General features: G+C 73.9%; 18 protein-coding genes. 7 read left to right on the top strand and 11 right to left on the bottom strand.

Annotation, left to right across the window (positions count from 1 at the left end; all coding sequences use genetic code 11):
• Positions 1 to 7: 7 nt before the first annotated feature.
• The 3 genes from ACFYPH_RS23940 to ACFYPH_RS23930 are packed head-to-tail and all read right to left on the bottom strand — an operon-like array spanning position 8 to position 3722.
• Positions 8 to 1261: a CoA transferase gene (locus tag ACFYPH_RS23940; RefSeq protein ID WP_354855237.1), complete on the bottom strand. Its 1254-nt coding sequence runs from the start codon at positions 1259 to 1261 to the stop codon at positions 8 to 10.
• A 5-nt stretch (positions 1262 to 1266) separates the two neighbouring features.
• Positions 1267 to 2406: a steroid 3-ketoacyl-CoA thiolase gene (locus ACFYPH_RS23935; RefSeq protein WP_387184710.1), complete on the bottom strand. Its 1140-nt coding sequence runs from the start codon at positions 2404 to 2406 to the stop codon at positions 1267 to 1269.
• A 41-nt stretch (positions 2407 to 2447) separates the two neighbouring features.
• Entirely contained in the window at positions 2448 to 3722 is a 1275-nt protein-coding gene (locus ACFYPH_RS23930) for a cytochrome P450 (RefSeq protein ID WP_355067532.1), read from the bottom strand.
• A gap of 78 nt (positions 3723 to 3800) precedes the next feature.
• Between ACFYPH_RS23930 and ACFYPH_RS23925 the strand changes: the two genes are divergently transcribed.
• From ACFYPH_RS23925 to ACFYPH_RS23915, 3 genes are read left to right on the top strand one after another with little or no spacing between them, the layout of a single operon-like run.
• Positions 3801 to 5012, top strand: coding sequence for a cytochrome P450 (locus ACFYPH_RS23925; RefSeq protein WP_387184707.1), 1212 nt, complete (start codon positions 3801 to 3803; stop codon positions 5010 to 5012).
• Positions 5009 to 6217 (top strand): cytochrome P450, encoded by a 1209-nt coding sequence (locus ACFYPH_RS23920; protein WP_387184704.1) that lies wholly within the window; start codon positions 5009 to 5011, stop codon positions 6215 to 6217. Before ACFYPH_RS23925 ends, ACFYPH_RS23920 begins: the two co-directional genes overlap by 4 nt.
• Before the next feature lie 34 nt (positions 6218 to 6251).
• The gene (locus ACFYPH_RS23915) at positions 6252 to 8513 is read left to right on the top strand and encodes a xanthine dehydrogenase family protein molybdopterin-binding subunit (RefSeq protein ID WP_387184701.1); all 2262 of its coding nucleotides are present in this window, start codon (positions 6252 to 6254) and stop codon (positions 8511 to 8513) included.
• Positions 8514 to 8724: 211 nt separating this feature from the next.
• On the opposite strand, the gene ACFYPH_RS23910 is transcribed toward ACFYPH_RS23915, so the two are convergent.
• Genes ACFYPH_RS23910 through ACFYPH_RS23900 form a run of 3 tightly spaced genes read right to left on the bottom strand, consistent with a single transcriptional unit; the run spans position 8725 to position 10995 of the window.
• Positions 8725 to 8919 (bottom strand): ferredoxin, encoded by a 195-nt coding sequence (locus tag ACFYPH_RS23910; protein ID WP_234584997.1) that lies wholly within the window; start codon positions 8917 to 8919, stop codon positions 8725 to 8727.
• A 3-nt stretch (positions 8920 to 8922) separates the two neighbouring features.
• Complete coding sequence (locus tag ACFYPH_RS23905) at positions 8923 to 9948, bottom strand: methyltransferase (RefSeq protein WP_387184698.1); 1026 nt, start codon at positions 9946 to 9948, stop codon at positions 8923 to 8925.
• 9 nt (positions 9949 to 9957) lie between these two features.
• Entirely contained in the window at positions 9958 to 10995 is a 1038-nt protein-coding gene (locus tag ACFYPH_RS23900; protein ID WP_387184696.1) for a methyltransferase, read from the bottom strand.
• A 94-nt stretch (positions 10996 to 11089) separates the two neighbouring features.
• Between ACFYPH_RS23900 and ACFYPH_RS23895 the strand changes: the two genes are divergently transcribed.
• Entirely contained in the window at positions 11090 to 12682 is a 1593-nt protein-coding gene (locus ACFYPH_RS23895) for a (2,3-dihydroxybenzoyl)adenylate synthase (RefSeq protein ID WP_387184693.1), read from the top strand.
• Positions 12683 to 12724: 42 nt separating this feature from the next.
• Here the strand turns inward: ACFYPH_RS23895 and ACFYPH_RS23890 are convergent, their stop codons facing one another.
• From ACFYPH_RS23890 to ACFYPH_RS23880, 3 genes are read right to left on the bottom strand one after another with little or no spacing between them, the layout of a single operon-like run.
• The gene (locus ACFYPH_RS23890; RefSeq protein WP_387184690.1) at positions 12725 to 13861 is read right to left on the bottom strand and encodes a class I SAM-dependent methyltransferase; all 1137 of its coding nucleotides are present in this window, start codon (positions 13859 to 13861) and stop codon (positions 12725 to 12727) included.
• Entirely contained in the window at positions 13858 to 14163 is a 306-nt protein-coding gene (locus ACFYPH_RS23885; protein ID WP_007460186.1) for an acyl carrier protein, read from the bottom strand. The genes ACFYPH_RS23890 and ACFYPH_RS23885 overlap by 4 nt, the downstream gene beginning before the upstream one ends.
• A gap of 24 nt (positions 14164 to 14187) precedes the next feature.
• Complete coding sequence (locus ACFYPH_RS23880; RefSeq protein ID WP_355067521.1) at positions 14188 to 15915, bottom strand: AMP-binding protein; 1728 nt, start codon at positions 15913 to 15915, stop codon at positions 14188 to 14190.
• A 92-nt stretch (positions 15916 to 16007) separates the two neighbouring features.
• Here ACFYPH_RS23880 and ACFYPH_RS23875 point away from each other — a divergent pair, with 92 nt between their 5' ends.
• Positions 16008 to 17159 (top strand): acyl-CoA dehydrogenase family protein, encoded by a 1152-nt coding sequence (locus ACFYPH_RS23875; protein WP_387184686.1) that lies wholly within the window; start codon positions 16008 to 16010, stop codon positions 17157 to 17159.
• 82 nt (positions 17160 to 17241) lie between these two features.
• Here ACFYPH_RS23875 and ACFYPH_RS23870 read toward each other — a convergent pair whose 3' ends face one another.
• A complete protein-coding gene (locus ACFYPH_RS23870) occupies positions 17242 to 18639 on the bottom strand; it encodes an LLM class flavin-dependent oxidoreductase (RefSeq protein WP_387184684.1) in 1398 nt (465 codons plus the stop codon).
• Between the two features lie 59 nt (positions 18640 to 18698).
• On the opposite strand from ACFYPH_RS23870, the gene ACFYPH_RS23865 reads away from it, so the two are divergent.
• Together ACFYPH_RS23865 and ACFYPH_RS23860 are read left to right on the top strand one after the other, a co-directional pair.
• Positions 18699 to 19781: a methyltransferase gene (locus ACFYPH_RS23865; protein ID WP_387184681.1), complete on the top strand. Its 1083-nt coding sequence runs from the start codon at positions 18699 to 18701 to the stop codon at positions 19779 to 19781.
• An 11-nt stretch (positions 19782 to 19792) separates the two neighbouring features.
• On the top strand, positions 19793 to 20269 hold the full coding sequence (locus ACFYPH_RS23860) for a VOC family protein (RefSeq protein ID WP_355138906.1): 477 nt from the start codon (positions 19793 to 19795) through the stop codon (positions 20267 to 20269).
• A 46-nt stretch (positions 20270 to 20315) separates the two neighbouring features.
• Here the strand turns inward: ACFYPH_RS23860 and ACFYPH_RS23855 are convergent, their stop codons facing one another.
• The gene (locus ACFYPH_RS23855) at positions 20316 to 22007 is read right to left on the bottom strand and encodes a carbamoyltransferase (RefSeq protein WP_387184678.1); all 1692 of its coding nucleotides are present in this window, start codon (positions 22005 to 22007) and stop codon (positions 20316 to 20318) included.
• Positions 22008 to 22027 lie beyond the last annotated feature (20 nt).

Below are 22027 nucleotides of genomic sequence, written 5' to 3'. Positions count from 1 at the left end.
CCCCTGCTCATCCGATGGCCCGTTGCGCGCGCAGCCGGTCCCGCGTGGCCGCGTCGACGCCCACCTCGTCGAGAACCCGGTCGGTGTCCGCGCCGGGCTCGGGGGCGCCGGAGCGGACGGCGGTCGGTGTCCGGGAGAACTTGACCGCCGGCCCGGTCAGCGGCGCGGTGCTGCCGTTGGACAGCACCGTCTCCTGCACCATGGCCCGGGCGTGCACCTGCGGGTCGGTCGCGGCCTCGGCGAAGGTCCGCACCCGCTCGGCGGTGATCCCGTTGGCGTCGAGGATGTCGACCACCTCGGCGCAACTCCGCCCGGCGCACCAGTCGGCGAGGACAGCGTTGACCGTGGCGCGGTTGTCGCGGCGTTCCTCGTTCGTCGCGTACCCGGGCGCGCGGGCCAGTTCCGGGCGGCCGACGACCTCGGCCAGGCGACGCCAGGAGCGGTCCAGGGCGACCGCCACGTAGACGTGGCCGTCGGCGCACCGGAAGCAGCCGGCCGGCACCACGAAGTCGGCCTGGTCGCCCCAGCGGCGCAGCGGCACCCCGGTCGCACCGAGGGTGAGGTAGCCGTTGCTGGAGAACAGCAGCGAGTCGAGCATGCTCACGTCGACGTGCTGACCCTCGCCGGTGCGGTCGCGGTGGCGCAGCGCGGCGAGCGCGCCGATCACCGCGTGCAGCCCGGCGAGGTCGTCGGCGAGGAAGGTGGGCGCCTTCAGCGGAGCGCCGTCGGGGTCGCCGTTGAGCGCCATCCAGCCGGCGGCCGCCTGGGTGGTCGGGTCGTACCCGGGTCGCTGCGCGTCCGGGCCGTACTGGCCGTAGCCGGAGACGGAGACCAGCACCACGTCCGGCCGGACCGCATGGCACGCCTGGTAGCCGACGCCCCAGGCGTCCAGCGTGCCGGGCTTGTAGTTCTCCACCACCACGTCCGCGGTGGCGACGAGCCGCAGGAAGACCTCGGCCGCGCCGGGGCGGCGCAGGTCGAGCCCGATGCTGCGCTTGTTGCGGTGCACGCTCTGGCGGAACCAGGACAGGCCGGTGCCGGGAATGTCCGGGGGCATCAACCCCTCCCGGTTGCCGGGCATCTCCACGCGCAGGACGTCCGCGCCGAGGTCGGCCAGGACGCAACTCGCGATGGGGCCGGACCAGACCTTCGTGACGTCCAGGACCCGTACGCCGTGCAACGGCCCGGTCAGGTCGTGGCGGGCGTCGGCGTAGAAGGCCGCGGCGTCGCGGGCCGGCGCGGTGCGCGTCTCGGTGTCCATGCCGCCTACTCCCGCACCAGCAGCGACGCCGTGCCGAGCGAGCCGCCGCAGCACATGGTGACCAGGGCTGCCTCGCCGTCGGCGCGTTCCAGCTCGTGCAGGGCGGTCACCAGCAGCCGGGTGCCGCTGCTGCCCAGCGGGTGCCCGAGCGAGATGGCGCCGCCGTTGACGTTGACCCGGTCCAGGTCGGCGTCGTGGTGCGCGGCCCAGGACAGCACGACCGCGGCGAACGCCTCGTTGACCTCCACGACGTCGATGTCGTCGAGGGTCATGCCGGCGCGCTTGAGCAGCTTGCGGGTGGCCACCGTGGGGCCGTCGAGCAGGTAGTAGGGGTCGGCGCCGGTGACGACCTGGTGCGCCAGCCGGGCCCGGGGCCGCAGGCCGTGCGCGTCGGCCCGCTCCCGCGACATCCACAGGATCGCCGCGGCGCCGTCGGAGATCTGCGAGGTGGTGCCGGCGGTGTGGATGCCGTCCGGGAGCACCGGACGCAGGGCGGCCAACCCGTCGGCGGTGGTGTCGCGGATGCCCTCGTCGGCGTCGACCGACGTGCCGTCGGGCAGCGGCACCGGCGTGATCTCCCGGTCGAAGCGGCCCTCGTCGCGGGCCCGCGCCGCGCGCTGCTGCGAGCGCAGCCCGTAGGCGTCGGCGTCCGCGCGGGTCAGCCCCTGCCGGGCCGCGATCCGCTCGGCGCCGCCGAACTGCGCCTTCGGCGGATCGTCGTACGGGTAGTCGGGTGTCTTGTAGTGGCCGGGCCCCTGGTAGAGGTTGGTGCCGACGGGCACCCGGCTCATCGATTCCACGCCGCAGGCGATGCCCACGTCGATGGCGCCGGCGGTGATGAGCGCCGCGATCAGGTGGTTGGCCTGCTGCGCGGAGCCGCAGGAGGCGTCGACGGTGCTCGCCGCGACCTCGTAGTCGAGTCCACTGTTGAGCCAGGCGTTGCGGGTGACGTTGAGGCTCTGCTCGCCGACCTGCGTGACGCAACCGCCGATGATCTGCTCCACCTCGCCGGGTGCGATGCCGGAGCGGCGCAGCACCTCGACCTGCACGTGCCGCAGCAGCTGCACGGCCTTGAGGCCGGACAGCGCACCCTCGCGCCGGCCGATCGGCGTCCGCACCGCCTCGACGATCACCGCCTCCGGCATGGACTCCCCCTCCTGGTCGGCGCGTGGTGGTTCGCTGGTGCTCAGGCCGGGACGAGCCGGACGCGCAGCTCCTCCAGGCCCCGGAACGTGCTGCTGTGCCGCCATTCGAGGTCGATCTCGTCGGCGTCCGGGTCGGCCAGCTCGATGACCGCGAACCGGTCCACCAGGCGGCGGAAGGCGATCTGCCCCTCGGCGCGGGCGAGCTGCGCGCCGAGGCAGTGGTGCGGGCCCCAGGCGAACGACAGCGGCGTCTCCGGCGGTTCGGCGCCGGCGAAACGGGCGATGTCGAGCCGGTCCGGGTCGGCGTAGCGGGCCGGGTCACGGTTGGCCGCGCCGATCAGGGTGATGACGTGTTCGCCGCTCTTGAGCGGGGTGCCGTCGACGAAGGTGGTGTCCTCGAAGGCGGCCCGGCCCAGCACGTGCACCGGGGAGTCGAAACGCAGCAGCTCCTCGACCGCGGAGCGGGTCAGCTCCGGTTCGGTGCGCAGCCGCTGCAACTGGTCGGGGTTGCGGCACAGCGCGTGCGTGCCGAGCCCGATCAGGTCGGTCATGGTCTGGAAGCCGGCGCCGAAGAGCAGCACGATCACCTGGATCAGCTCGTCGACCGAGAGCCGGTCACCGTCGATCTCGACCTGGCCGAGCGCGGAGGCGAGGTCGTCGCGGGGATCCTCGCGGCGCTTGCGGACCAGGTCGGCGAAGTACTCCTCCATCTCGCCGAGCGCCTGATCGGATGCCTTGAGCACCTCCTCCGGGGCGAAGATCTCCAGCCCGCCGGACGCGGCGCGGGTGAGCCGGCGCAGCAGCGGCCAGTCCTCCGGCGGCACGCCGACCAGCTCGCCGATCACCATGACCGGCAGCGGGAAGCCGAACGAGCCGACGATGTCGACCTCGCCGCCGCCGGGGCCGATGCGGGCGGTGATGTCGTCGAGCAGCCCGTCGACGAAGGCGGTCAGTCGGGGGCGCAGGGTCTCGGTACGCCGCGGGGTGAACACCCGGCTGACCAGCCCGCGCAGCCGGGTGTGCTCCGGCCCGTCGAGGAACAGCAGGGTGCGGGCGCCCTCGCGGCCACGGGAGTCGCCCATCCGGGGGCGTTGCGCGGACTTGTCCAGCGACGGGTTGCGCAGCGCGGCCCGGCAGTCGTCGTACGCGGTGAGCACCCAACCCACACCCTGACCGGGCTGTTCCATCCGGTACTTGGGCGCTGCGGTCCGCAGCGCGTGGTAGTGCGGGTACGGGCTGCTGACGGTGGCCGGGGCCTTCATCAGCAACTCCATCGCGATGATCCGGGGGTCAGCGCTCACCACGGTCTCGGTCATGGCTCGGAAGCCTAATAGTGTTTCGCGTATCTCGGAAGTACTTGTTTCTCGTATCTTTGGTTGAGCATACTGGCGGGCATGACCTCGGCCCGTACCGGCATGCCGCCGAGATTCGACGCCCGTGATCCCGCGGTGGTGGCCGACCCCTATCCCACCTACGCGGCGCTGCGGGCGGCCGGCCCGCTGTGCCGGATGGGCCCCGGCAGCTGGGGTGTCACCCGCTACGCCGACGTCGCCCGGCTGGTCCGCGACCCGCGCCTGGGCAGCGAGTTCCCGGTCGCCTACCACCGGATGTCGGCCGGCGACGGCGCGGCCGGCGACTTCTTCGGCAGCATCATCCTCTACCGCGACCCGCCCGAGCACGGCCGGCTGCGGCGGCTGATGGCCAAGGCGTTCAGCCCCGCCCTGGTCCGCCGGCTGCGCCCCCGCATCGAGCAGATGGTCACCGAGCTGCTGGCCCCGGCGACCCGCACCGGACGTTTCGACGCGGTCTCGGATCTCGCTTTTCCCCTGCCGGTGATGGTGGTCTGCGCCCTGATGGGCATCCCGCCGGCCGACCACGAGCGCATCCGCCCGTACGCGCTGGACCTGAGCAAGGCGTTCGCCGCGATCGTGCCCGACGACGACCGCCCGGCCGCCGACCGGGCGGTCGAGTGGCTGCGCGGCTACCTCGGCGACATCCTTCAGCGGCGTCGCGCCGAACCCGGTGAGGACCTGCTGTCCCGGATGCTGGCCGCGACCGACGACGACGGCGCCGTGCTCGGCGACGACGAGATCGTGGACAACGCGGTCTTCGCCTTCTTCGCCGGCTTCGAGACCACCACCAACCTGATCGCCACCGGGGTGGCCGCCCTCCTCGATCACCCCGACCAGCTCGCCCTGCTCCGGTCGGACCCGACCCTGACCCCCCGGGCGGTCGAGGAGTTCCTGCGCTACGACGCCCCGATCCAGGGCGTCGCCCGCCTCGCCCGGGAGGATCTGGACGTCGGCGAGCGCACCATCCGCGCCGGGCGGGTGCTGATCCTGCTGCTCGGCAGCGCGAACCGTGACCCCGACCAGTTCGCCGCGCCGGACCGCCTGGACATCACCCGCGCGGAGAACCCGCACCTGTCCTTCGGCGGCGGCATCCACCACTGCCTCGGCGGCTACCTGGCCCGGGTGGAGGCGCAGGTCGCGTTCGAGACCCTGCTGCGCACCTTCGGCACGCTGACCCCGGCCGGCCCGGCCCGCCGGCAGACCGACGGGACGCTGCGCTCGTACGCCAGCGTGCCCGTGGCGGTGCGGCCGTGAGCCCCGCCGGCCGCGTCCTGCCGGCGCGGATGGACCCGCTCGCGCCCGAGGTCGTCGCCGACCCCTACCCGACGTACACGCGGATGCGGGCGGCCGGCCCGCTGTGCCGCTTCGGGCCGGCGAGCTGGGGCGTGACCCGACACCGGGACGTGGCCGCGCTGCTGCGCGACCGCCGGCTGAGCAACACCTTCCCGGAGGACGACCCGCAGTTCCGGATGGCACAGGATCTCTCCCGCGAGGTGTTCCGCCGCATCATCCCCACCCGCGATCCGGACGACCACAGCCGGCTGCACCAGCAGATCGTCCGCGCGTTCAGCCCCGGCGTGGCCCGGCGCACCGCGAGCCGCGTCGGCGACCTCGTCGACGAGCTGCTCGCCCCGGCGCTGGACGCCGGCCGCCTGGACGCCGTCGCCGACCTGGCGTTCCCGGTCGCCGCGACAGTCGTGTGCGAACTCATCGGCCTGCCGGCGGCGCGGACCCGGGCCGAGGTCTGGCCCCGCTCGGCGGCGCTGGGCCGGGCCTTCACGCCGTTCCTGCCCGAGGCCGACCGCGCGGCGGCCGACGAGGCCCTCGCGTGGCTGCGCGGGTACGTCCGCGACCTGCTCGCCGACCGGCACGCCGATCCGAACGGCGACCTGCTCGACCGTATGCTCGCCGTGGCGGACCCCGCCGAGGGGATCGACGAGGTCGTCGACAACATCGTCTTCCTCTGCTTCACCGGCTACGAGACGACCATGAACATGGTCTGCACCGGCAGCATCGCCCTGGCCGACCGGCCCGACGAGTGGCGTCGGCTGCGCGCCGACCCGTCGCTGGCCGCCACCGCGGCCGAGGAGTTCGTCCGGTTCGACGCCCCGATCCAGTACACCGCGCGGCTGGCGTTGGCCCCGATCCCGGTCGGCGACCGGGTGATCCGGCCCGGCCGGTCGGTCTTCCTCCTGCTCGGCTGCGCCAACCACGACGAGGACGTCTTCGCCGACCCCGCTCGCGTCGACATCGGCCGGCACCCCAACCCGCACGTCGGCTTCGGCGGGGGCGTACGCGGCTGCCTCGGCGCCGCGCTGGCCCGCATCGAGGGAGCTGTCGTCTTCGAGCGGCTCGCGCACCGGCTCACCGACATCGACCTGGCCGCCGACCCGGTCCGCGAGCCCAGCGCCCTCTTCCGGTCGTACGCGTCGATCCCGCTCGCCGTCACCCCCGCCTGAGCGGGCGCCCGGCCGCAGCAACCAGGAGTCGCAGATGTCACTGATCGGCCGACCGGTCCGTCGTACCGAGGACCGCGCCCTGCTCACCACCGGCGGCACGTACGTCGACGACGTGCGGGTGCCCGGCTCGCTGGAGCTGGTCGTCGTCCGCTCGACAGTGGCCCACGGCCGGTTGCGGGGTGTGAACACCGAGGCCGCCCGCCGGGCCCCCGGCGTGGTCGCGGTGTTCACGGCGGCGGACGTGGACCTGCCGCCCCTACCACCCGAGGCCGGGGTGCTGAACCAGAAGATGACCACCCCGGTGCTCGCCGACGGCGTGGTGCGTTTCGTCGGCGAACCCGTCGCCGCGGTGCTGGCGACCAGCCGCGCCGAGGCGGTCGACGCCGCCGCCCTCGTCGCGGCCGACATCGCGCCCCTGCCGGTGCTGGTCGACGTCGAGGAGGCCCTCGCCGACGAGCTGGTGCTGCACCCCGAGGCCGGCACGAACATGGTGCTCAAACTGGGCTTTCGGCGCCCGGCCGGACGCGCCGAGCTGCACGAGGGCGCCGAGGTGGTCGTCCGGCAGCGGATGCGCAACCCCCGGGTCGCGCCCTGCCCCCTGGAGGCCCGCGCCGGGCAGGCCGAGTGGGGGCCGGACGGGCTGCGCTACCGCGCCGGCAGTCAGGCCGTGCATCTGTGGCGCGGCCAGCTCGCGGCGGCCCTCGGTGAGCCGGAGGACCGGGTCCAGGTGGTCAACGGCGACGTCGGCGGGGCGTTCGGCTCCAAGGCGTTCGCCAGCCGGGAGGACATCCTCGTCGCCTGGGCCAGCCGCCGGCTCGGCCGCCCGGTGCGCTGGGCGGAGACCCGCAGCGAGAGCATGACCGCCGCCGGGCACGGCCGGGCCCAGCACCAGAGCGCCGAGCTGGGCGGCACCCGCGACGGGCGGATCGTGTCGTACGCGCTGGAGGTCGTGCAGGACGCCGGGGCGTACCCGCGCATCGGCGCGATCCTGCCGTTCTGGACCCGGACGATGCTCACCGGCCCGTACGCGATCAGCCGGGCGAAGTTCAGCTCGTCCAGCGTCACCACCACGACCACGCCCGTGGTGTCGTACCGGGGCGCCGGGCAGCCGGAGGCCGTCGCCGCGCTGGAGCGGATGGTCGACGTGTACGCGGCGGAGATCGGCCTGGACCCGGCCGAGGTGCGTCGGCGCAACCTGCTGCCGCCGGAGAGCTTTCCGGTCACCACGGTGACCCGCGCCCGCTACGACACCGGCGACTACCCGGCGGCGCTGGATCGGGTGCTCGCCGAGGCCGACTACCCGGCGTTACGCGCCGAGCAGGCGGCCCGCCGCGAGCGCGGCGACGTCCAGCAGCTCGGCATCGGCCTGTCCACCTTCGTGGAGATCACCGGCGCGGACACCCGCAGCGAGTACGCCTCGATCCGCGTCGACACCACCGGTCGGTTCACCGTCGGATCAGGCACCTGCCCGCACGGGCAGGGTCATGTCACCGCGTGGGCGATGCTCGCCGCCGACGTGCTCGACGTGGCGCTGGACCGCGTCGACGTACGCCACTCCGACACCGCGACGATCCCCGCAGGCGGCGGCACCGGAGGGTCCCGGTCGTTGCAGACCGGCGGCATGGCGGTCCGCGAAGCGGCCCTGGCCCTCATGGAGCGGGGCCGGGACGCGGCGGCCGGACACCTGGGCGTGGCCCGCGACGAGGTGGAGTACACCGAGGGACGTTTCCGCTCGGCCACCGGGCACGTCGTCCACTGGACCGAGCTGGCCACCGCCGACGGGCCTGACGGTGGGCTGTCGGCCGAGGCGACCTTCCAGCCGACGGCGGCGACCTGCCCGTTCGGCGCGCACCTGGCGGTGGCGCTTGTCGACACCGAGACCGGTCAGGTGACCCTGCGCCGGGTGGTGGCCGTCGACGACGCGGGTGTGCTGCTCAACCCGCTGCTGGCCGAGGGGCAGGTGCACGGCGGCCTGGCGCAGGGCGCCGGTCAGGCGCTGGTGGAGGAGGTCCGCTTCGCCGCCGACGGCACACCCCTGCACGGTGACCTGCACCGGTACGCCATGATCGGCGCGGCCGAGCTGCCCTCGTTCGAGACGGTGGCGACGCAGACCCCCACTCCGGTGAACGCGCTGGGCGCCAAGGGCCTGGGCGAGTCGGGTGCGGTGGGACTTCCGCCGGCGGTGCAGAACGCCGTGGTCGACGCCGTCCGCCACCTGGGCGTGCGGCACATCGACATGCCGGTGACCGCCGAGCGGGTCTGGACGGCCATCCGGGAGGCGTACGCCGTCCGCTAGCTCCGACGCCACCGCGCTTCGCGGGCGGCGGGCGGCGGGGGATGTTTAGGCCCGTCCTTTGCTCTGCTTCAACCCACGCAACACCACGCGTCCGTTATCCGGACACCGGGTGTTGCCTCCGTTGAAGCAGAGCAAAGGATCCGATGCGCAGGCGTAGCCCCTACGTCCTCGACCCGGTGCAGGCACGGGCGTGCCGGGATCGGGTACGTCGTCAGTCGTCCACGACGGACAGCGCCTGCTTCGGGCAGCGGCGGGCGGCCTCGCGCACCCGGTTGGCCAGCGAGCCTTCCAACGGCTGTTCGGTGATGTGCAGACGGTCGTCCTCACCGACGTCGAACACCTCCGGCGCCTGCCCCACACAGACCGCGTTGCTCTCGCAGCGGGAGAAGTCCACGACCAGTCGCATCGCTCACGCCTCCGTCTTCGCGACGATCTCGAGGATGGGGAACATCATGGTGGGCACGCTGCGCGCCAGCCGCAGGTCGGCGGCGTCCAGCAGCCGTTCGATGTGCTCGCGGGAGCGGGCGCCGCCGCCGACCATGGCCAGCAGGAGCAGGTCGTAGAGGCGGCCCACGTCGAAGCGGTCGCCGGCCTCGACCACCGGCTCCAGCACCAGCAGCCGACTGTCGGGCCGCATCGCCGCCCGCACGGCGCTCAGCAGTCGTACGGCGTTGTCGTCGTCCCAGCCGTAGAGGATCCGCTTGAGCAGGTACGCGTCCGCGCCGGCCGGGATGGTCTCGAAGAAGCTGCCGCCGGTCACCGTGCACCGCTGGGCCACGCCGAGCTTCTGCAGCACCGGTTCGGCCTCGGCGACCACGTGCGGCAGGTCGAACAGGGTGCCCTGCAACTGCGAAAAGCGGGCCATGATGCCGCCGAGGAAGGCGCCGTTGCCGCCGCCGACGTCGACGACTGTGGTCAGCTCACCCCACGGGTACGCGGGCAGCGCGGCCCGCAGCTCCAGCCGCGTGGCCGCCTGCTGGGAGGCGTCGAAGCGGGCGCTGTCGTGCGGATGGGCGGCCATGTACGGCCAGTAGCCCTCGGGGTGGACCTGGTCGAACGACGCCTCTCCGGTGCGGATGCTGTGGTCGAAGTGGGCCCACGCCTCGATGTCGGGCTCCAGCAGCGGGTACGCGTCGCGCAGCGACAGCGGGTGGTCGGTGCGCAGCGGCTCGGCGAGCTTGGTCAGGCCGAACACCTCGGGCTCGACCTCGGTGAAGATGCCCTTGCCGGCGAGCGCCCGCAGGGCGCGCAGCAGCGACGGGGCGTGCGCGCCGGTGGCCTCGGCCAGCTCGCTGACCGGCCGCGGCCCGTCGACGAGCTGGTCGGCGACGCCCAGTTCGGCGACCGCGCGCACGGTGAACGGCACGATGTAGTCGGCCAGCTCGGTCAGTCGGAACACCGACTCGATGTCGATCCGGGGTCGGCTCGGGGCCATCGATACCTCCTAGGGGGATGTCAGCTGCGGCCCGGCGGGACCGGCGGCGATCACGGTGAGCGTGGGCGTGGCGACGAACCGGTCCAGCCGCAGGCCCGCGCCGGCCAACAGGTCGACGAGGTCGTCGCGGGTGCGGTGCCGACCGCCGGTGAGCACCAGGGTGTGCAGGTCGACGAGCTTCGCGACGTCGAAGACATCGCCGGTGGGGATGATCGCTTCCAGCAGCAGCAGCCGGCTCCGCGGGCCCATCGCCGCGGCGATGCGGCGCAGGATGGCCGTGGCGTCGGCGTCCTCCCAGCCGGGCAGGATCGTCTTGAGCACGTACAGGTCGGCGCCGGCCGGCAGCGGGTCGAAGAAGCTGCCGGCCACGATCCGGCACCGGTCGGCCACCCCGGCCCGGGCGAGCAGGGCCGGCGCGGCGGCCACCACGTGGGGCAGGTCGAGCAGCGTGCCGTGCAGCTGCGGGCAGCGGCTGAGCAGGCCGGCCAGGAACGCGCCGTCACCGCCGCCGACGTCGACGACCTGCTGTGCCTGCGCCCACGGCCACGCCGGCAGCACGGTGCGCAGGTGCAGCCGGGTGAGGCTCGACATCCAGCGGTCGACGGCGAGGCTGTCGACGGGGTGCCCGGCCAGGTAGGACCAGTAGTCGGCGCCGTGGACGCGGGGAAAGGCGGCCTCCCCGGTGCGCAGGCACCGGGTGAGCCCGGCCCAGGCGCGCACGTCCGCGGCCATCAGGGGGTACGCGTCGCGTAGCGACAGCGGGTGGTCGGTGCGCAGCGGCTCGGCGAGCTTGGTCAGGCCGAACACCTCCGGTTCGACCTCGGTGAAGATGCCCTTGCCGGCGAGCGCCCGCAGGGCGCGCAGCAGCGACGGGGCGTGCGCGCCGGTGGCCTCGGCCAGCTCGGTCACCGGGCGCGGCCCGTCGACGAGCTGGTCGGCGACGCCGAGCTGGGCGATCACCCGGATGGTGAACGGCACGATGTAGTCGGCGAGTTCGGTGAGCCGGGTCAGCGCACCGAGGTCGGTACGGGGCCGCGCCGCCAGCATCAACCGCCTCCACTATCACGTGTCTTGTATCTCGTGTATCTGCACACTAGCTTGTGAGCGGGTCGCTGTCACCGTCGTTCACGGGAGGCACGGGATGCTGGACGGATGTGTGAGCTGGCCGCGGGAGCTGGCCGAGCGCTACCGCGCGCAGGGCTACTGGCGCGGCGAATCCCTCGCTGACCTGGGCCGGGAGTGGGCACGGACCGACCCGGAGCGCGCCGCGCTGGTCACCGACGGGCAGCGGGTGAGCTACGGCGACCTCGACCGCCGGGCCGACCGGATGGCCGCCGGGCTGCGCGCCCACGGCATCGGCCGGCACGACCGGGTGGTGGTCCAACTGCCCAACAGCGTCGAGTTCGTGGTGCTGTGCCTGGCCCTGTTCCGCCTGGGCGCGCTGCCCGTCCTGGCCCTGCCGGCGCACCGGCGCGCGGAGATCGGCCACCTGTGCGCGCACACCGAGGCGGTCGCGTACGTGACCGTCGACCAGGTCCAGGGCTACGACCTGCGCAAACTCGCCGCCGACGTACGGGCCGAGACGCCGTCGCTGCGGGAGGTGTTCGTCGTCGGCGACCCCGGCGAGTTCACCGCCCTGTCCGACGTGGACGCCGATCCGGTGCCGCTGCCCGCCCCGGACCCGTCGGACGTGGCGTTCTTCCTGCTCTCCGGCGGCTCGACCGGCCTGCCGAAGCTGATCCCCCGCACCCACGACGACTACGCGTACCAGCTGCGGGCGACCGCGGCCGCGATGGGGTTCGGGCCGGACGGGGTCTATCTCGCCGCGCTGCCGGTCGCCCACAACGCGGCGCTCGGCTGCCCCGGCGTCCTCGGCGCGCTGCGGGTCGGCGCCACCGCCGTGCTGGCCGGCAGTCCCAGCCCCGACGAGGCGTTCCGGCTGATCGCCCGCGAGCGAGTCACCCTGACCACGCTGATGCCGCCCTTCCTGCCGCTGTGGGCCGACCTCGCGCCGATGCTCGGCGCCGACCTGAACGGCCTGGTGGTCGAGGTCGGTGGCGCCAACCTCAGCCCGGCGGTGGCCGAGCGGGTGACCCGGGAGCTGGGGATCCGACTGGCGCACTTCTTCGGCATGGCCGAGGGCCCGATCTGCTGCACCCGCCCGGACGACCCGCCGGAGCTGGCCGCGCACACCCAGGGCCGTCCGCTGTCCGACGCCGACGAGTTCCAGGTGGTCGACGACGCCGGCCGGCAGGTCGTGCCCGGCGAGGTGGGTGAGTTGATCGTGCGCGGTCCGACCACCCTGCGCGGCTACTACCGGGTGCCGGAGTACAACGCGCGTACCTTCACCCCGGACGGCTTCCTGCGCACCGGGGACCTGGTCCGCTGGACCCCGACCGGTGAGCTGGTCGTGGTCGGCAGGATCAAGGAGGTCGTCAACCGGGGCGGCGAGAAGGTGCCGGCCGGCGAGGTCGAGGAGCACCTGCTCGCCCACCCGGGGGTCCGCGAGGTCGCCGTGCTCGCCGTCCCCGACCGGGTCCTGGGCGAGAAGACCTGCGCGGTGGTGGTGCCCCGCGCCGACGCCCCCACCCTGGGGCAGTTGCGGGACTTCCTCACCGGGCGAGGGCTGGCCGCGTACAAGCTGCCGGACCGGTTGGAGCTGCGCACGGCGCTGCCGCACACTCCGGTGGGCAAGGTGGACAAGCGGGCGCTCGGCGCCGAGCTGGCGGGCTGAGCCGGCGCGGGGGACGGCGTCGCCGCCCTCCCCCGCCCCCTCTCAGCCGGTCAGGTGGTACAGCCGGTGGAACCGGTCGTCCACCGGCACGATCTGCACGTCGGTGAAGCCCGCCTCGGTGGCGAACCGGCGGACCTGCGCGGGCCGCAGGACCGTGCCGCTGGCCGTCGAGTCGGGCCCGGCCAGACCGGCCGGCAGGCAGTGCAGCACGCTTGTGGCGTACTGGAAACGCTCGATCTCGTCGCCGGGTGCGACGAACCGGTGTGCCACCTTGGCGTCGAGCACCAGCACCGCGCCACCGTCGGCGCGCAGCCGCCGGCACGCCCGCAGCACCGACACCGGCTGGCTCATCTCGTGCAGCGCGTCGAAGACGCAGACCAGGTCGTACCGGCCGGCCAGCTCCGGATCCACGGCGTCGCGCCGGTGAAACCGCACGCGGTCGGCCACGCCGGCGGACGCGGCATTCGCCTGCGCCGCGGCCACCGTCGGCGCGTCCAGGTCGTAGCCGTCGACCTCGGCGAGGGGGTACGCCCCAGCCAGCGCGATCGCCGCCCAGCCCGCGCCGCAGCCGATGTCGGCGATCCGGCTCGGCGCGGCGGTGAGCCGCTGGTGGAGGTGCGGCAGCGCCGAGGAGAGCCAACCGGGCAGGGAGTACGTGAACAGCGCCCGGTTGGCGCCCGAGTGCCCGTGCCGCCAGTCGTCGCCGTACATCTCGTCGGGCACCCCGGCACCGGTGCGGTACGCGTCGAGCAGCGCCGGCAACGCGCCGGCCACCCCGCCCAGCGGCAGCATGGTCAGCGACACCAGCGACAGCGGGCTGTCCGAGGCGAGCAGCACCTCGGCGTGCCCCGGCGGCAGCCGGTAGACCCGCCGCTCGGGGGCGGCCGTCACGTCGTCCACCTCGATGAACCCGGCGACGGCCTGCTGTTCCAGCCACTCCCGCGCGTACCGGCTGTCGATCCCGGTACGCGCGCACAGCTCGGCCACGTCGGCCGGGCCCCGGTCGAGCGCCTCGTACAGCCCCAGCCGGGCGCCGAGGTAGCCGGCCAGCAGCTCCTGGGTGTGCAGCATGGCCAGGAACAGCCGCAGCGACAACGCCCGGGCCCGCTGGTCCGACTCGCCGGGCGTCGGGCCGCGCAGTGTCGCCGCGCCCGGTGCGTTCCCCGGGCGGCCGGTCAACTGGCCAGCTCGCCGCGCGAGCGCAGGATGTCCTTCACGTGCTCCACCACCGCGTCGATCGTGACGATCTTGCGGGCCGTCGTCTCGTCGATCGGCGGCAGCTCGAACTCGTCCTCCAGGGTGAAGGCCAACTCCAGCAGCGCGAGGGAGTGGAAACCGAGGTCCTCGACCAGCCGCGAGTCACCCGCCCCCTCGGTCTGCTCCGGGTTGGGCGCCAGTTCGGTGACGATCGCCGTCACCGAGTCCCGCACCTCCGCCTCGGTCCGCACCTCGGCTGTCGTCGACCTGGTCGCGTCGGTCATTCCCGCCTCCTGTCCGAACGTCCCTCAGGACGCCGTCGTCGTCTGCTCGGTCTGGTCCCGCTGACCGGCCGCTCCCGTGGTGACCACGGTGCCGGGCAGCCGGTCATCGACGAACGCCTGCCACAGCTGGCGCCGTTTGGGTTTGCCGCTGGAGGTGCGGGCGATGGTGCCGCGTGGGGCGTCCACGATGACGACCTGCGCGCCCTCCGCCCGGCGGCGCAGCTCGCGCTCCGCCTGGGCTAGCCACTCCGGCTGGGCCTGCTCGAACACGGCCACGACTGTCGCGGTGCCGCCCCGGTGGCCCAGCAGCGCGGCCATCCGCTGCGCCGGCACCCCGGGGCGGCAGATGGCCCATTCGAGGTCCTCGGCGAAGACCGCCCGGCCGCGGACCTTCATGCTGTCGCCGAGCCGGCCCAGCACGTGCAACTGCCCGTCGTGCAGGAACCCGGCGTCGGCGGTGCGCAGCACCCCTGCGCCCAGCGCGGTCTGCGACGCCGAGTCGTCGGCGTTGACGTACCCCTGGGCGACGGACGGGCCGTGCACCTCGATCTCGCCGACCACCCCGTCCGGCAGCGGTGTGCCGGCCTCGTCCACGATCCGCACCCGTACCCCGGTCAGCGGCCGGCCGCAGCCCACCACCGGGTACGCCTCGACGCCGCCGTCGACGCCCTCGGCCGGGTCCGGGACGGCCCGCGCGCCCAGCCGCAGCCGGTCGGGGCGCAGCTCGACGGCGTGGTACAGCTCGTCGAGCGGCAGCCCGGTGACGGCCAGGGTCGCCTCCGCCAGCCCGTACGCGGGCAGCAGCGCGCGGGGGTCGAAGCCGTGCGGGCCGAGCAGCGCGCAGAAGCGGCGCAGTGCCTCGGCGTCGACGCGTTCGGCGCCGACGATGACCGCGCGCCAGGCGGAGAAGTCCAGCCCGGTCAGCGCCTCGGGGCGCACGCGGCGGGCGATGTACTCCAACCCGAAGTTCGGCATCGAGGTCAGCCGCGCGCCGCGTGCCCCGAAGCAGCGCAGGTAGCGCCCGGGGTTGCGGACGAACTCCTCCGGCGGCATCAGCCACAGGTCGCTGGTGTTGACCACCGGGGTGACGAGGCAGCCGATGAGGCCCATGTCGTGGTGCACCGGGAGCCAGGACGCGGTCGGGTCGTCGGGGGTCATCGCCAGCCACCGCCGGATCGCCGCGACGTTGGCGGCCAGCGCGGCGTGCGGCACCTGCACGCCCCGGGCGCGGCCGCTGGAGCCGGACGTGAACTGCAGCAGCGCGAGCGGGCCGGGCGCCGCGACCGCTCCCCGGGAGCCGCCGGCGGCGTCGGCCAGCTCGTCGGCGCTCAGCACCCGCCGGACCCCGGCGGTGGCGGCCAGCGGCGCGATGGCCGCGGTGAGGGTGGACGCGCAGACCACCACCCGTGGCGCGGCGGCGCGCAGGAGGCCCAGGACGTGTTCGCCGTAGACCGCGCGGTCCTGGAAGTTCAGCGGCGGGGCGATCGGTGAGGGCGCCGCCCCGGCGGCCATCGCGGCGAACAGCGTGGCGACGAAGTCGGGGCCGGCGGGCTCGACGATGGACACCACGTCGCCCGGGACCACCCCGACCGCCCGCAGGCCGGCCAGGATCACCCGGGTCCGCTCGGCCAGCTCGGCGTACGACAGGAAGGTCCAGTCGTCGCCCGCGGCGGCGAAGTGCACGCCCCGGTCCTGCCGGGGATGCTCCAGCCAGCTCAGCAGCGGCGATTCCGCAACGGCGCGTTCGGTCATCGGCCCGTCACCTCCTCCCCCAGTACGTCTATCCGAGATTGATAGCAGATACAAGGCTAAACAAGATACGAGGAAGGCGATAGAGTCCAACCGTGACCAGTACGCTTCCCCGCGTCGACGGACTGCTCCCCGCGCTCGCCGAGCGGGCGGCCGAGATTGACCGGGCGGGCCGGGTCCCCGAGGACGTTCTCGCCGAGCTGAGCGCCGCGGGCTGCCTGCGGATGCTGGTGCCGGCCGCGTACGGTGGCGCGGACCTGCCGCTGGGCGAGGCGCTGCGCGTCATCGAGCAGCTCTCCACGGCGGACGCCTCCACCGGCTGGCTGATCGGGCAGGTCGGCCTGGCCCACCTGCTGTTCGCCTGCTTTCCCGAGGCCGCCCGCGACGAGATCTACGCGCACGGCCCGGACGTGCTGGGCGCCGGCGCGGTCGCGCCGAAGGGCCGGGCCGCCCCGGACGGCGCGGGCGGCTGGCGGGTCAACGGCCAGTGGCCGTTCGTGACCGGCAGCCCGCAGGCGAGCTGGATCTACCTGAACTGCATCGTGCTCGACGGCCGGACCCCCCGCACCCTGCCCAACGGGGCTCCGCTGACCCGGATGGTGCTCTTCCCCGCCAGTGAGCTGGAGCAGGTCGACACCTGGCAGGTGCTGGGCCTGCGTGGCACGGCCAGCCAGGACGTGCGGGCGGCCAGCCGAATTTGCCCCGAGCACCGCGGCTTCAGCCTGGTCGGCGACGGCGACGACGTGCGCCGCACGGTCTTTCGCATCGCCCAGGCCGGGCTGCTCATCGCCGCTGTCGACCTCGGCATCGCCCAGGGGGCCGTGCACGACGCGGCGGCACACGCCGCCGCCGGCCGCCGGCGGACGTTCAGCACCCGCTCACTGGCGGACTCCCCGGTGTTCCACGACCGGCTCGGCGAGGCGCACGTGGCCCTGCGCGCGGCCCGGGCGCTGCTGCATTGCGAGGCGGCCACCGCCTGGGAGACCGCGCGGCGCGGCGAGGTGCTCAGCGCGCTGGACCGCGCCTGCCTGCGGGCCACCGCGACGCAGGTCACGGCCACCGCGCTACAGGCCGTGCAGACGGCGTACGCGCTGGCCGGCGCGTCGACGGTGTTCGACTCCTCGCCGCTGCAACGGCGACTGCGCGACATCAACACCGCGACGCAGCACTTCGTCAACAGCCGCGACAGCTACGCCACGGTCGGCGCGCTGCTGGCCGGCGCGGACGTCGACACCACGATGTTCTGACCGCACGGCGTCGGCATTCCAGCCGGCCGTGCGAGCCGGCCGTGGGCTCAGCGGCGTGCGAGCCGGCTGTGGGCTCAGCGGGTCAGCCGCGCGCGGCGGCGGGTTCCGCCGGCGCGGGCGTATCCCGGGCCGGCACCCGGGCCGGAACGGGCGCGCCGGCGCCGAAGTAGCGCTCCCGCAGGGTCCGCTCGGCCGGGTCGTACGCGGTGCGGAACAGGCCACGGCGCTGCAACTCCGGCACCAGCAGGTCGCAGATGTCGTCGATGCCCTGGGTCGTCGGGCAGGGGATCAGGTTGAAACCGTCCACGTCGGCCACCGCGCACCACTCCTCCATCCGGTCGGCGACCTGCTCGACCGTGCCGAAGAGGGTCACCGGCGCTCCGGTGCGGGGCCGGCGGGCGGTCGCCACCAGATAGCGCACGTCGCCGACCGTCCAGGTGCGCTCGGGCCCGAGCCGGCGCAGGAAACCCACGAAGCTCTGGCTGCCCTGCCCGGCGATCTCCGCCACCGGCGTCTCGTCCGGGTACGCCGCGAGGTCCACGTCCATCCAGCCGCACCACTTGGCGAGCTGGCCCTCGCCGCTCCACAGCGCCACGTACTCCTCGGCACGTCGGCGGGCCTCCGCCCGCGTCGGGGCGACCATCACCATGCTGCCCTGCAACGCCTTCACCGAGCGCGGGTCACGCCCGTGTGCGGCCACCTCGGCGCGCAGCCGGGCCACCTGCGACGCGCCGCTGGCCGGGTCCGCCATGGTCAGGAAGACCACCTCGGCGTGCCGGGCCGCGAAGGTCATCCCCCGTCCGGACGCCCCGGCCTGGTACAGCACCGGGGTGCGCTGCGGCGACGGCTCGCACTGGTGCGGGCCCCGCACGGAGAACCAGCGCCCCTCGTGGCCGATCTCGCACACCCGGTCCGGGTCGGTGAAGACGTTCGCGGCGACGTCACGCCGGACCGCGTCGTCGTCCCAGCTCTCCTCCCACAGCCGCCGGGCCACCTCGACGTACTCGTCGGCCCGGTCGTAGCGCTCGTCGTGGTCCAGGTACGAGCCGAGCCCGTTCGCCGACGCGGACCGCAGATACGAGGTGACGATGTTCCAGGCGACCCGTCCGCCGGTGAGGTGGTCCAGCGAGCTGAACACCCGGGCGCACTCGTACGGGGCGTGGTAGGTCGTCGAGTAGGTGACGGCGAGGCCCAGCCGGGAGGTGGTGGCCGCGATCGCCGGCAGCACGAGCAGCGGGTCGATCGACGGGATCTGCACGGCGTGCCGCACGGCCGCCCGCCAGGAGCCCTGGTAGACGTCGTAGGTGCCGTGCACGTCGGCGAAGAAGAGCGCGTCCAGGCAGGCGGCCTCCAGCCGGCGACCCAGCTCGACCCAGTAGCCGAGATCGCGGTAGCCGGTGGCGCTGCGGTCGGCGGGGTGCCGCCAGAACCCCTTGAACTGCGGCGACGGCGAGCACTGGGTGAACAGGTTCAGATGCACGTATCAAGTGTCTCGTATGCTATCTGGTATCGCAACGCTCGACCGGATACCGTACGGACATGTCCGTGACGCCTCGCATCGACCTCGCGTCGGTCACCCGCCTCACCGAACTGGCCGACTACATCGTTCCGTTCACCATCCGGGTCATGTGTGACCTCGCGGTCGCCGACCAGCTCATCGAGGGTCCGTTGCCGGTGGACGTGCTGGCCCGGCGCGTCGGCGCCGACCCCGGCGCGTTGACCCGTGGCCTGCGCGCGCTGGCCGGGCGGGGCATCTTCACCGAGGTCACGCCCGAGGTCTTCGGGCTCACCCCACTGGCCGAACCGCTGCGCAGCGACCACCCCTTCTCGGTCCGCGAGTGCTTCCCCCTCATGCCGCCGGACATCTACTCGTGGGCGCGGCTGACGCACAGCCTGCGCACCGGCGAGACCGCGTTCGGGCACGTGCACGGCGGCACGCGCTACTACGACCACTTCGCCGACCACCGGCACGAGTGCGTCCGGTTCGAGCGGTCGGCCGAGAGCGTCAACCCGTTCGTGCTGCGTACCGTGGCGCCGGCGCTGGATCTGGGCACGGCCCGGACGTTGGTGGACGTGGGCAGCGGGCACGGCACCTTCGTCGCCGGCCTGCTCGCCCGCCACCGCGAGCTGCGCGCGATCCTGCTCGACCTGCCGCACGTGGTGACCGAGGCGCCGGACGTGCTGGCCCGCGCGGGTGTCGCGGACCGGGGCGAGGTCCGCGGCGGCAGCTTCTTCGACCCGCTGCCCGAGGGCGCCGACGTGTACCTGCTCAAGACGATCATCCACGACTGGCCGGACGAGCAGGCCGCCGCGATCCTGCGCAACGTCCGCGCCGCCGCCCGGCCCGACAGCCGACTGGTCATCGTCGAGTCGGTGAGCCGCTACGGCAACCACGACGACACCGGCAAGGTGATGGACGTCAAGGCGCTCGCGCTGTTCGGCGGGCGGACCCGGACCGAGCCGGAGTTCCGGGCGCTGCTCGACGACGCCGGGTTCCGGCTGTCGCGGATCACGCCGACCTCGTCGATGTCGGTCCTGGAGGCCGTGCCGGCGGTGCCCGCGCCCGACGGTGGCCAGCCCCTGGGCAGACCGGCCGTCGCGGCGGCCGGCCGGACGGCCTGAGGAGACCGGCGATGCCACGCCTGGACGGTCGCAACCACATCAACCTCACCGTCGTTGACCTGGAACGCAGCACCGCGTTCTACTGCTCGGTGTTCGAGATGGTGGTGGTCAACGACGTCACGCCACCCGAGTCCGGCTTCCGCTTCCGCACCCTGCTGCACACGGCGTCGTTCGCCTCGGTGGTGCTGGGCTGCCTCGTGGACCCGCCCGACGGCGGCACCGACCGCTTCGACGAGCGGCGCCCGGGGCTGCACCACCTGGCCTACCACGTGCCCGAGCGCGCCGACCTGGACGAGTGGGTGACCCACCTGGACGCCGTCGGCGTCACGCACTCCGGCATCACCACCTCCAAGCACGAGGCGGGCTCGCAGATCTGGCTTCGCGACCCGGACAACATCTGGCTGGAGTTCTACTGGGTGAACCGGGACTTCTTCGTCGACCGGCTCCGCCAGGTGTGGCGGCGCGACCGGCGGACAACCCGCGTCTGAGCCCGCTCGACACGAGGGGCCGCCCGACCGGGCGGCCCCTCGCACATCAGGCCGGCAGGTCGGCTTCGCTGCGGGCCACCACCGCGTCCCCGAGCACCAACAGGTCGATCTCCTTGGCCCGTACGAAGGTGTCGACCGCGTCGGCGGCCGAGTTCACGATCGGGTCACCGGCCAGGTTGAACGACGTGTTGACCACCGCCGGCACGCCGGTGAGCTGCCGGAACTGCTCGATCAGCGCCCAGTAGCCGGGGTTGGTGTCGCGGTGCACGGTCTGCGGGCGGGCGGAGCCGTCCACGTGGGTCACCGCCGGAACCCGCAGCCGGGCGTCCGGGCGCAGCGACGCGGCGGCCAGCATGAACCTCGACGGTTCGCCGACCGGCCCCTCGATCAGCTCCGACACATGCTCGGCGAGGATGCTGGGCGCCACCGGACGCCACATCTCCCGGCCCTTGAGCACGTTGAGCCGTTCCAGGTTGCGCCGGGATCGCGGATCGGCCAGCAGGCTGCGCGCGCCGAGCGCCCGCTGCCCGATCTCACCCCGCCCGCGCGCCCAGCCCACGATCCGGCCCCGGGAGAGTTCACCGGCGACGGAGCGGGCCAACTCGTCGTCGCCGAGACGGCGGTGCACCATGCCGGCGCGCGCGGCCGCCGCCTCGCCGGCCTCCGTGGTGATCGGCTGACCCCAGTACGCGTGGTCGAGGCGGGTGGGCGTGAACTCCCCGCACTCCCGCGCCGCGACCAGCGCCGCCCCCAGGGACACCCCCGCGTCGGTGGGCACCGGCGGGACGTAGACGCGGTCGAAGAGTCCACTGCGGACCAGCACCCCGATCATCGTGCAGTTCATCGCCACCCCGCCGGCGAGCGCCAGCACCGGGGTGTCCACCCGCCGACGCAGATCGGCGGCCAGGGACAGCACCGTCTCCTCCAGCCCCTGCTGGATCGTCGCGGCGAAGTCCGCGTACGCGATGGGTTCCTCACCGGTGCGCGGCGCGTACGGGAACAGCTTGCCGAACTCGGGTTTGAGCGACTCGGCGACGGCCGGGTAGTAGGCCATCAGCGGGCCGAGTGTCGCGGCGCGTCGGGTGGGGACCTCGGCGGTGGGCGTGCCGCGGACCAGCTCGTACCCGCCGGGAACTCCTCGCACCGGCGCTCCGGGACCGGGTCTGCCGTAGGCGGCGAGGCCCATCAGCTTGCCGGTGCCCCAGTAGCCCAGCCCGGCCCACTCGGCGGCGGCGTTGTAGTAGAAGCCCAGCGACTGCTCCACGGGCCACTCCCGCAGGATCTCGATCTCGCCGTCGGCGTACCGGCCGAACGAGGTCGACTGCGTCTCGCCGGCGCCGTCGAGGACCAGGACGGCGGCCTCGTCGCAGTCGCAGCTGTACGCCGCGCTGGCGGCGTGCGCGACGTGGTGCGGCACCCAGCGGACCGCCGGCATGCTCAGGTCCTCGTCGTCGGGGAAGAGCATCGCCCGCAGCCCCTCGGCGGTGAACCGTCGGTTGCGGCCCAGCGGGATGTCCCGGAAGTCCCAGCCGATGGCGACGGTGTCCACCTCCTGCGGGGCGATGCCCGCCATCGCCAGGCACGCGGCGACCGCCTCGGCGGGCGGCTGGCCCACCGCGTGCTTGCGGCGGCTGACCCGCTCCTGCTCGACCAGGGCGCAGAGCGCGCCGTCGCGGACCAGCGCGGCGCTGGAGTCGTGGAAGCCGATGTTCACCCCGAGTACGTAACGCGCCGACATGGTCGGCCTCCCTTCCGATC

Origin of the sequence: Micromonospora sp. NPDC005252 (assembly GCF_042872475.1) — a bacterium.
In the GTDB taxonomy this organism is placed as follows: Bacteria; Actinomycetota; Actinomycetes; order Mycobacteriales; family Micromonosporaceae; genus Micromonospora.
The sequence above is the reverse complement of the archived record's forward strand: the minus strand, read 5'-3'. Positions and strand labels throughout refer to the sequence as shown.

Excerpts from the sequence above, each read along its gene's own strand:
- ACFYPH_RS23915 (WP_387184701.1), top strand. The coding sequence starts at position 6,252 with ATGTCACTGATCGGCCGACCGGTCCGTCGTACCGAGGACCGCGCCCTG.
- ACFYPH_RS23935 (WP_387184710.1), bottom strand. The coding sequence starts at position 2,406 with ATGCCGGAGGCGGTGATCGTCGAGGCGGTGCGGACGCCGATCGGCCGG.
- ACFYPH_RS23925 (WP_387184707.1), top strand. The coding sequence starts at position 3,801 with ATGACCTCGGCCCGTACCGGCATGCCGCCGAGATTCGACGCCCGTGAT.
- ACFYPH_RS23885 (WP_007460186.1), bottom strand. The coding sequence starts at position 14,163 with ATGACCGACGCGACCAGGTCGACGACAGCCGAGGTGCGGACCGAGGCG.
- ACFYPH_RS23855 (WP_387184678.1), bottom strand. The coding sequence starts at position 22,007 with ATGTCGGCGCGTTACGTACTCGGGGTGAACATCGGCTTCCACGACTCC.
- ACFYPH_RS23940 (WP_354855237.1), bottom strand. The coding sequence starts at position 1,261 with ATGGACACCGAGACGCGCACCGCGCCGGCCCGCGACGCCGCGGCCTTC.
- ACFYPH_RS23910 (WP_234584997.1), bottom strand. The coding sequence starts at position 8,919 with ATGCGACTGGTCGTGGACTTCTCCCGCTGCGAGAGCAACGCGGTCTGT.
- ACFYPH_RS23895 (WP_387184693.1), top strand. The coding sequence starts at position 11,090 with ATGCTGGACGGATGTGTGAGCTGGCCGCGGGAGCTGGCCGAGCGCTAC.
- ACFYPH_RS23900 (WP_387184696.1), bottom strand. The coding sequence starts at position 10,995 with ATGCTGGCGGCGCGGCCCCGTACCGACCTCGGTGCGCTGACCCGGCTC.
- ACFYPH_RS23905 (WP_387184698.1), bottom strand. The coding sequence starts at position 9,948 with ATGGCCCCGAGCCGACCCCGGATCGACATCGAGTCGGTGTTCCGACTG.
- ACFYPH_RS23880 (WP_355067521.1), bottom strand. The coding sequence starts at position 15,915 with ATGACCGAACGCGCCGTTGCGGAATCGCCGCTGCTGAGCTGGCTGGAG.
- ACFYPH_RS23860 (WP_355138906.1), top strand. The coding sequence starts at position 19,793 with ATGCCACGCCTGGACGGTCGCAACCACATCAACCTCACCGTCGTTGAC.
- ACFYPH_RS23930 (WP_355067532.1), bottom strand. The coding sequence starts at position 3,722 with ATGACCGAGACCGTGGTGAGCGCTGACCCCCGGATCATCGCGATGGAG.
- ACFYPH_RS23865 (WP_387184681.1), top strand. The coding sequence starts at position 18,699 with ATGTCCGTGACGCCTCGCATCGACCTCGCGTCGGTCACCCGCCTCACC.